At 71.8% G+C, this 8,534-nt stretch carries 8 protein-coding genes and 1 pseudogene; 5 read left to right on the plus strand and 4 right to left on the minus strand.

The genetic code is table 11. From position 1 onward, the window contains the following. Window positions 1-12 precede the first annotated feature (12 nt). Window positions 13-1,524, plus strand: coding sequence for a potassium/proton antiporter (locus KWI83_RS34385; protein ID WP_218518303.1), 1,512 nt, complete (start codon window positions 13-15; stop codon window positions 1,522-1,524). A 132-nt stretch (window positions 1,525-1,656) separates the two neighbouring features. On the opposite strand, the gene KWI83_RS34390 is transcribed toward KWI83_RS34385, so the two are convergent. Beyond that, window positions 1,657-1,977: a helix-turn-helix domain-containing protein gene (locus KWI83_RS34390; protein ID WP_218518304.1), complete on the minus strand. Its 321-nt coding sequence runs from the start codon at window positions 1,975-1,977 to the stop codon at window positions 1,657-1,659. Between the two features lie 427 nt (window positions 1,978-2,404). Here KWI83_RS34390 and KWI83_RS39420 point away from each other — a divergent pair, with 427 nt between their 5' ends. Beyond that, a complete protein-coding gene (locus KWI83_RS39420; RefSeq protein WP_256363215.1) occupies window positions 2,405-2,530 on the plus strand; it encodes a hypothetical protein in 126 nt (41 codons plus the stop codon). A 470-nt stretch (window positions 2,531-3,000) separates the two neighbouring features. Here KWI83_RS39420 and KWI83_RS34395 read toward each other — a convergent pair whose 3' ends face one another. After that, a complete protein-coding gene (locus KWI83_RS34395) occupies window positions 3,001-3,498 on the minus strand; it encodes an AAA family ATPase (RefSeq protein WP_256363203.1) in 498 nt (165 codons plus the stop codon). Between KWI83_RS34395 and KWI83_RS34400 the strand changes: the two genes are divergently transcribed. Next, a complete protein-coding gene (locus tag KWI83_RS34400) occupies window positions 3,490-3,855 on the plus strand; it encodes a beta family protein (RefSeq protein ID WP_218518305.1) in 366 nt (121 codons plus the stop codon). The two genes, KWI83_RS34395 and KWI83_RS34400, sit on opposite strands and share 9 nt — an antisense overlap. Before the next feature lie 48 nt (window positions 3,856-3,903). Here KWI83_RS34400 and KWI83_RS39425 read toward each other — a convergent pair whose 3' ends face one another. Both KWI83_RS39425 and KWI83_RS40505 read right to left on the minus strand, forming a co-directional pair. Then, a complete protein-coding gene (locus KWI83_RS39425; protein ID WP_256363204.1) occupies window positions 3,904-5,265 on the minus strand; it encodes a DEAD/DEAH box helicase in 1,362 nt (453 codons plus the stop codon). Between the two features lie 726 nt (window positions 5,266-5,991). After that, window positions 5,992-7,074 (minus strand): annotated as a pseudogene (locus tag KWI83_RS40505) (peptidase C14); the annotation flags it as partial. A 21-nt stretch (window positions 7,075-7,095) separates the two neighbouring features. Here KWI83_RS40505 and istA point away from each other — a divergent pair. Beyond that, window positions 7,096-8,049 (plus strand): IS21 family transposase, encoded by a 954-nt coding sequence (gene istA, locus KWI83_RS34410; protein WP_308122345.1) that lies wholly within the window; start codon window positions 7,096-7,098, stop codon window positions 8,047-8,049. Window positions 8,050-8,112: 63 nt separating this feature from the next. Further along, a complete protein-coding gene (locus KWI83_RS34415; protein ID WP_218518307.1) occupies window positions 8,113-8,496 on the plus strand; it encodes a transposase in 384 nt (127 codons plus the stop codon). Window positions 8,497-8,534: the final 38 nt, after the last annotated feature.

Below are 8,534 nucleotides of genomic sequence, written 5' to 3' on the forward strand. Positions count from 1 at the left end.
CGGGGCGCCGTTGTGACGCTCCAGGAGCTGTACGTGACGTTGCTGGTCGCCGGCACGGTGCTGCTGGCCAGCATCGCCGCGGCCCGCACCGCCCACCGCGTCGGTCTGCCCAGCCTGCTGCTGTTCCTCGCCGTCGGTGTGATCGCCGGTGAGGACGTCATCGGCCTGCATTTCGATGACGCGCAGCTGGCCCAGGCGCTGGGCACCGCCGCGCTGGCCGTCATCCTCATCGAGGGCGGTCTGACCACGCAGTGGAGCGACATCAGGCGCCTGCTGGCGCCGGCCGGGGTGCTCGCCACCGTCGGGGTCGCCGTGTCGGTGGTCGTCACCGCCGCGGGCGTGCACTGGCTGCTGGGCATGGACTGGCACCTGGCGCTGCTGCTCGGGGCGATCGTGGCCTCCACCGACGCGGCGGCCGTCTTCGCCGTGCTGCGCTCGCTGCCGCTGCCGCAGAAGGTGACCGGCCTGCTGGAGGCCGAGTCCGGCTTCAACGACGCACCGGCCATCATCCTGGTGATGGTCTTCTCCACGGCCACGTCCGAGCTGCCCGGCGCCGGGTACATCGCAGGGAACGTCGTCCACCAACTGGCCGTGGGCGGGCTGCTCGGCGTGGTGCTCGGGCGCCTGGGTGCGGTGGCGCTGCGACGCATCGCCCTGCCCGCGACCGGCCTGTATCCGCTCGCCACGCTGGGCTTCGGCATCATCGCCTTCGCCGCCGCCGGTGCCGTGAACGCCAGCGGCATCATCGCCGCCTACCTCGCCGGCCTGGTGCTGGGCAATGCCAAGCTCCCCCACCGCGCCGCCACCCGCTCCTTCGCCGAAGGCGCCGGCTGGCTGGCCCAGATCGGCCTGTTCGTCATGCTCGGCCTGCTCGTCACCCCCCGCCAGCTGCCCTCCGCGATCCTGCCCGCCATCGTCACCGGCCTCGTACTGCTCCTGGCCGCGCGCCCCGCCTGCGTCGCCGCCTGCCTGAGCCCTTTCCGTGTGCCGTGGCGCGAGCAGGCGTTCATCTCCTGGGCCGGGCTGCGCGGCGCCGTCCCCATCGTGCTGGCCACCTTCCCCGTCGTCGCGGGCGTCGACGGCGCTCAGGACCTGCTCGACATCGTCTTCGTCCTGGTCGTCCTGTTCACCCTCATCCAGGGCCCGGCCCTGCCGGCCGCGGCCCGCCGTCTGGGCCTGACCCTCCCCGGAGCCCTGCGCGACGTCCAGGTCGAGACCGCGCCGCTGGACGTGCTCGACGCGGACCTGCTCACCGTCACCGTCCCGCCGGGCTCCCGCCTGCAGGGTGTGGCGGTCTTCGAACTCCGCCTGCCCCCGCCGACCGTGCTCACCCTCGTCGTCCGCGACGGCACCGCCCTCGTTCCCGGCCCCGACACTGTGCTCCGCACCGGTGACGAACTCCTGCTGATCACCACGCCACAGACCCGGGAGGCCGCGGAGCGACGACTGCGCGCCGTCGGACGCAGCGGCAAACTCGCGCGCTGGTTCGGCGAACAGGGCGACCCCGAACCGGGGCCTGGGTAGCCGGGTTGTCCACCGGACACGGATCTCGTATCAGCAGTGGGCGTCGGGGCGAAGGGCCTGTCGGACATGGCGGTCGACGATCGCTGCTCGCTGCTTCGTCGTCTCCTGTGCCGGGGCGGCAGGGCTGGTCGGTCATGAAGCGGTGCGCTCCTGGTCGGTCGTAGGGGTGTCCTCGCGATGCAGGAACGTGGCCAGGAGATCGCCGACCGGGTGGTCGGCCTCCGCGGGGTGGCGCAGGGCGACGGTGGGATCGATGGTGTAGCGGTTGCGGCGGCCGACGCGGGTGCGGGTGAGATATCCGGCCGCTTCGAGGTCGGCGACGATGAGCTGCACGGCGCGTTCGGTGATGCCGATCAGATCGGCGACGTCACGCAAGCGGGTTTCAGGGTCCCGGGCGAGGGCGATCAGGACGCGGGCGTGATTGGTCAGGAACGTCCACTGATCACCGCGCACGGAGGAGGACCGCCGGTGCCGGGCAGCCCCGGCTGCGGGCCGCGGCCGGGGTGCTGGCACTGGCCGCGCGGCACCACTCCCCGCTGGTGGTCGCCTCCAGCCGGGGACCGGCCGGCCTGGACGCGCACAGCCTGATCGAGGCATCCGCCGGCCGCGGCGGACCGTTCGTCTACGCCGTCGCTCCCACCCGCTGGACGGTTCCCGTGACCGGCCCAGGCACGGGACCGGCCGATCTGTCGCCCGTCGTGACCTTGGCACGCCGGCTCCTGCACTCTCGCCCGCGATCACGCTCGGTCACTATGCTCACTTCCTGCCGGAGGCCGGAAGCAAGGGGCGCACTGCCATCGACGGACTGCGATTCCCGCTTCTGCGTCCATCCGAAGTTGGCTGTGGATTGCAAGGGTGAAGAAACGGGTGGCCTGGGAAAATGCTGAAAGAGGTCACTGCGACCCGCTACATCACACCGCTGCGTGAGGGCAGCTCGCTGCCGGGACTCGTCGAGGCCGACGATTTCGGGACGTACGTGATGAAGCTGTCCACCCAAGGGTGCTGACCTGCGGTGTTACGGTTACTCCCGTAGCTGACCTGCAGTGATGAGTCTTTCAGCGACTTTCACGGGCGGGCGATGTTATGCGCTCGATCCTCCCCACGCGCTCCCCAGCAGCGCGGATACTCCCCAGATTCTCCCCAATGAGTGTCGTCGTCACGGGCAGCGGTGATAGCGGAACCGCCGCTGCCCTGGGCACACTGAGTGACTGCCGTTGAGGCGGGGCGATGCATGGAGCCAGCTCCCACCGGGTCAGTTGTCCCGGGAGGGACCGGCCAGCGCCATGACCTGCGGCGATGGCCGGTCGCGGGGCGCTGACCTGTGCGAATGGGCTTTCGGTTGTTTCACGCTCGTGCCTGTTGATGCAGCCGGAAGTCCCAGGAAAGTCCCAGGGGACTCCCATTGCTCATGGCCGACCACCCTTCAAGCGCCATAACGGGCAAGGCCAAGGCCGAAACCTGCTGTGAGGCCGAGTGTCACCCGCCGCTGCGCTCCGTTTCCATCCACGAGCTGCCGAGGAACGGGCTGGGCCTGCCGTGCCAGAAGACGTCCACGCTGTCGCGTGCCCGGGTCGCGGCCACGTTCCCGCACGAGCAGATCGCGATCTCCTGCCGAAAGAGCATATGCTCACGGTGCCGTGGCTCGGGATGCCGACGTCGGGAGATGCTCAGTTCATAGCGGTCCGGTGCCTCCTCCGACGCAAAGTCCGACCAGACGCCCTCGACGCCGAAGGAGATCTTCGACACCGGATTCCGGCCGCCCCGGAACGCCAGGGCATCGAACCCACCGCGCTCCTGCAGGGCCGGCTCGATCCCCTTCCGGGTTACGTCCCCCAGGAACTCCAGCGCGTGCAGCACATTTGACTTGCCCGCTGTGTCCGGGCCGACCATCACGGTCAGCGGCCCGAACAGCAGCTTGGTGTCGGTCAGCGTGCGGAAGTTCCGCACGGTCAGACCGAGTGTCCGGTGGTTCACGCCTCGCGCCCATCGTGGAACGGCCGGGCGCTCACGCCTGGTCAGCGAACTGTCCGGCGCACGGCGGACGGCCCACCCTGGGGTGCGCTCCGTTACACGACCGACAGCTCGTACTTCGTCGTCAAGACGCTGACCCGAGGGCCGGACCGGGTCGCCGTCAACCGTGTCGCGGCCCGCCGGATCATTGAACTGCCTGAATTTCGGGGTTCTGGGGCCGGGCAGGGTGAGGAGTGGCTGAGTGACTGTGCGAACAGCCCGCTATCGAGCAGTGAGGGTGTGGGCGGGCCGACGGAGTGGCTGAGGGCGGGAAACCTCCAGCACATGACGTACGTCGTACGGAGCCTGTCCGACGGTTGAGCGGGCCGTCGGCCAGGCTCCGAGGAGCCCGGCTGTCCTGTGCGCGGCTCAGTCGAACAGCGGTGCCGGCGCGGCCTCGCCCGACAGTATCCGCCAGGCGGGCACCCGCACCGTCCGGCTCACCGGGCAGGGTTTGGCGCCGTGGCCCCCGGAGGGCAGGCCGGTGAGCAGGTCACCTCGCGCGTGGAGGAGCCGGAGGTGCCGGGTGGGGTCCGCGCCGGGCCCCGGTCCGGGGTCGATGAGTACCGCCGTGTTCTCGCCGGCGTCGGTGAACAGCAGGTCCACCGGGTGCCCGCCCACCAGCACGGCCTGCTCCAGATCGGTGATCCCCCGTCCGGTCAGGTACCGCTGCAGGCGGTCGGCGGAGTCCTCGCGGGCCTCGGCCACCGGGCCGGGCGTGCCCGCTTCGGCCGGAGCGCCGTCGTCGCCCGCTCCCAGCGGCGCCGAGCGCGTGGCGCGGAGGACCGGCAGGCCGCTCTGCTCCTGCCAGAACGCGACGCCGCCGACGGTGATCAGCTGCGACTTGGCCCGGGTGACCGCCACGTTCCAGAGGTTGACCTGGCTCGCGACCCAGTGCGTGGTCCGGGGCGGGGTGTTGGGCGCCGCCACCGGGCTGAGCACCATCACGTCGCGCTGTCCGCCCTGGAAGGTGTGGACGGTGCCGACCCGGACCCGGTCGTCGTCCCGCCACATCCGGGCCAGCGCCTCCTTCTGCGCGCGGAACGGCGTGACCACTCCCACCGTCGCGTCCGGTTCGAGTCCCGCCAGCAGTCCGTCGACCACGTGCCGCACGGTCTCCGCCTCCGCCGCGTTGCGCCAGGACCGCCCGTCGCCGCCGCGGGCCGAGCTCCCGGAGGGGACGTCGACCCAGCCAAGCACCGGTGTCGGGTCGGCCGCTCCCACCGGGTCGTGCGCCGGTACCTGCCGCCGCACGTCGGTCAGCACCCGCAGCCGGCCGCCGTAGCAGTGGCCGTTGACGACGTCCGCGATCCGCGGGTGGCAGCGGTAGTGCTCGTCGAGGAGCAGCGCGCCCTCGCCGTGCTGTTCGGCCGCGTGGTACGAGGAGTGCACGTGATAGGTGAGGCGGTGGTGCTCCAGTTGGGCGGCGCTCAGCCCGGCCCGCGTCCGTGCCTGCCGCTCCTGCTGCGGTGACACGCCGGGGATGTGCCCGAGCTGCATGGGGTCACCGATGATCAGTGCCCGGCGGGCCCGGAAGAGCAGCGGCAGCACCGAGGGGATGGAGCACTGGCTGGCCTCGTCGATGACGACGAGGTCGAACAGCTTCGGGGTGAGTTCCAGCTGCCGCACCGAGTGGGTGCTGACGGCCCACCCTTTGATGTGCGTCATCAGGTTCTTCTGGCTGCGCTGGTAGCCGGCCCGGCGCCGCAGTGCCTGGAGCCGCTGGTTCATGAGTCCGGTCGCGGCCGAGGGCCTCGGCGGACAGCGCGCGGGACAGTTCCGCCGACAGGCCGGTCAGCGCCTGAGCCGTCGCCAACCGGGACGCCTTGAGCCCGTCCTCGTCCCATTCCCCGTGCTCGCGGACGAGTTCCCGCACCTCCCGCTCCACGGACACGACCTCGGCCAGCGACTCCAGCAGTTCGGGCGGCACAGGTCGTTCCGTGGCCCAGGTCGGCCACGCCGTCCGGACCCCTCGGACTGCCCCGCCCCCGCCGCGACCAGCGCGGCGAGCGCCCGCCCGCGCCGCCACGCCCCGAGCTGCCACCAGCGGGCCGCGGCCGTCTTCCGCGCCCGGTCCGCCCACCGGTCCAGCGGGGTTTGGCTGTCCGGGGCCGCCGCCCGGGCCCCTTCGAGGAGGGGCAGGGGCAGCTCCAGGGCGGCGGTGCGCTCCTCCCGGTCGCGGAGAAGTTCCAGCAGCCGCGTTTCCTCACCGACGCGCCGAGCCGCTTCTGCCCGCAGCCGGTCGGCCGCTCCCCGGGTGTTGCGCAGCTCGCCGCCCACGGTGGCCGATCCGCGTCTCGGCGCTCCGGTCGGCCCGGCGAGCAGCCGTTCCAGTTTGGCCGCCTCCCGCTCCAGCGCCTCCGCGTTGCCCGTCCGCATCAGCAGACCGGGCGCGATGTCGTCGCAGCGCTCGGCGACGACGTTCACGGCCTCGTTGTTCGTGGAGGCGACCAGCACCGACTGCCCGGCGGCGACGCAGGTGGTGACGACCGCCGTGACGACCTCGCTCTTGCCCGTGCCGGGCGGCCCGGTCGCCACCGTCAGCGGCTGGGTCATTGCCGAGGAGATCACCTGTTCCTGGCTCTCGTTGCACGGCCCCGGGGCGACGGGGGTCACCGCGTCCGCCGGTGCCGAAGTCGTGTCCGGCGCCTGCCGGGCCCCGCCGTCCAGCAGCGCGTCCAGGGCGGTGCCCGGGATCTGCGCGGTCCGTGTGGAGATTTGCAGCAGGTTGTCCACCAGCGCCTGGGTGGCCATGGCCTCCGCGCCCGAGGGCACCAGCAGCACGGCCGCGTTGTGCGCGCCGGGCCGCAGTGCCTGCATGACCGTGCGGTCGCTGAGCGCGGACGGGTCCAGCGGTTCGAGTTCCGGTAGGCCCAACTCCTCCAGCAGCTCCCGTACGGCGCGCAGCATCTGGGCGTCGTTGCCCTCCTGCCAGGCCGGCTGCCAGCGGGCGACCAGGTCAGCGGCGTCGCCCGCGTCGAGGAGTTCCGAAACGACCCCGCTGTGCAGGGACGGCACGCCGCTGGGCCGGAGCACGTCCCGGCCGTCCTCGTCCGGTGCCAGCTCCATCTGCTGGACGAGTAGCGGCGCCAGCTCCACCGCCGCGCGCCGCCCCGGCCGCCGTCCCGCGCGGGCAGCGTGATCGCCGGATAGCCGTACCAGTACTCCTGCCGCGTCCCTGTCTCGCTGCCCGACCCGGTCCGCCTGTCCTGGGGCCGGGTCAGCGAGCCGGGCGCGACGATGTGCGGTCCGCGGCCCGACTGGACGGTCTCCTCGCCCTGGGCCAGCAGGAAGTACTTCGTGTTCCGGCCGGCGTCCCGGTCCGGCCGCATCCCGGCCGCCGCCTGCGCGGTGAGGCAGTCCGCGTAGTACCGCAGCAGCCGCTGCGGGTCGACTCCGTCCCGTTCGTCCGCCTCGGCCGCCTCCCGCGCCTTGAGCAGCGCGGGGGAGCGCCGGGCGGCCCCGGTTGCGTCGTGGGGCAGCACGGGAAGCCGCACCGGTCGTGCCACCGACCGGGCGAAGGGCAGGCTGTCGACCCATGAACTCTCCCGCCGCTACGGAGTGCACCGGCGGCTGGTCCGTGAGGCTCTGACCTCGCCGTGGCCCACTGCCCGCAAGCCGATGCCGCCACGTGCGTCGGTCTTGGACCCGTACAAGCACCTGATCGACGCGATCCTGCGCGCCGACCTGGACGCTCCACGCAAGCAGCGTCACACGGCCAAGCGCGTCTTCGACCGGCTGGTGGACGAGCACGGCATGGACAACGTCTCCTACGGACGGGTTCGCGACTACATCAAGCGCCGCAAGCCCGAGATCTGGGTCGAGGAGGGCCGCGGCCCGCCCGCTGTGTTCATGCCGCAGACCCACCGCCCCGGCGAAGAGGCCGAGGTCGACTTCGGCGACGTCTACATCACCCTCAACGGCGTGCGCACCCTGTGCTACCTGTTCGTCTTCCGGCTGTCCTTCTCTGGAAAGGCCGTCCACCGCATCTTCGTCTCACAGGGGCAGGAAGTCTTATTCGAAGGCCATCTCCACGCGTTTGAAGTGCTGGGAGGCGTGCCGCGCGGGAAGGTCCGCTACGACAACCTCACCTCCGCAGTCGCCCGGGTCCTCGGCTTCACCCGCGCCCGGGTGGAGACCGACCGCTGGACGGCCTTCCGTTCCTGGGCCGGCCTGGAGGTCTTCTACTGTCGGCCGGGTATTGACGGCGCTCACGAGAAGGGCGGCGTCGAAGGCGAGGTCGGACGGTTCCGCCGCAACCACCTGGTCCCCGTCCCCGACGTCATCAGCCTGGCCGATCTCAACGCCCAGGTCGACGCCTGGGACCGGCAGGACGACCAGCGCCGGATCGGCGAGTGTCCCCGCACCGTCGGCGAGTACTTCGCCATCGAGAAGCCCCTGCTGCAGCCGCTGCGCGGTGCGCTATGTGGCCGACAGCGGCGTGAAGTGGGCCAACCTGCCTGTGGACTTCCCGCCGTATCGGCGCGTGCATGCTTTCCCGCCGTTGGCAGGTGACGGGTCTGCTCGCCGAGCCCCATGACCGGCTGCGCGACCGCGTCCGGGAGAAGGAAGGGCCGCTTGCCGGATCCGACGGCCGCGATCGTGGACTCGCAGTCAGTGCGGGCGGCGGCGAGCATCCCGCGCTCGACCTCCGGCTGGGACGGCGGCAAGAAGGTGGGCGGCCGTAAGCGGCACCTGGTGGTGGACTGTCTCGGCCTGGTCCTGGCCGTCGCGGTGAGTGCGGCGAGCGTCCAGGACCGCGACGCCGCCGTCCCGCTGCTGGAGCAACTGCGCACGAGGTACTTCTCCGTCCACCTGGTGTGGGCGGACGGAGGCTATGCCGGGCGGCTCGTCGACTGGGCCCGAGAGGAGCTACGGCTCACCCTGGACATCGTCCGGCGCACCGATGACACGACGGGGTTCGTGGTGCTGCCGCGCAGTGGGTGGTGGAGAGAACGCTGAGCTGGCTGATGCGCTCGCGACGCCTGGTGCGCGACTAG

It is taken from the genome of Streptomyces sp. TRM70350, from assembly GCF_019219825.1.
In the GTDB taxonomy this organism is placed as follows: Bacteria; Actinomycetota; Actinomycetes; order Streptomycetales; family Streptomycetaceae; genus Streptomyces.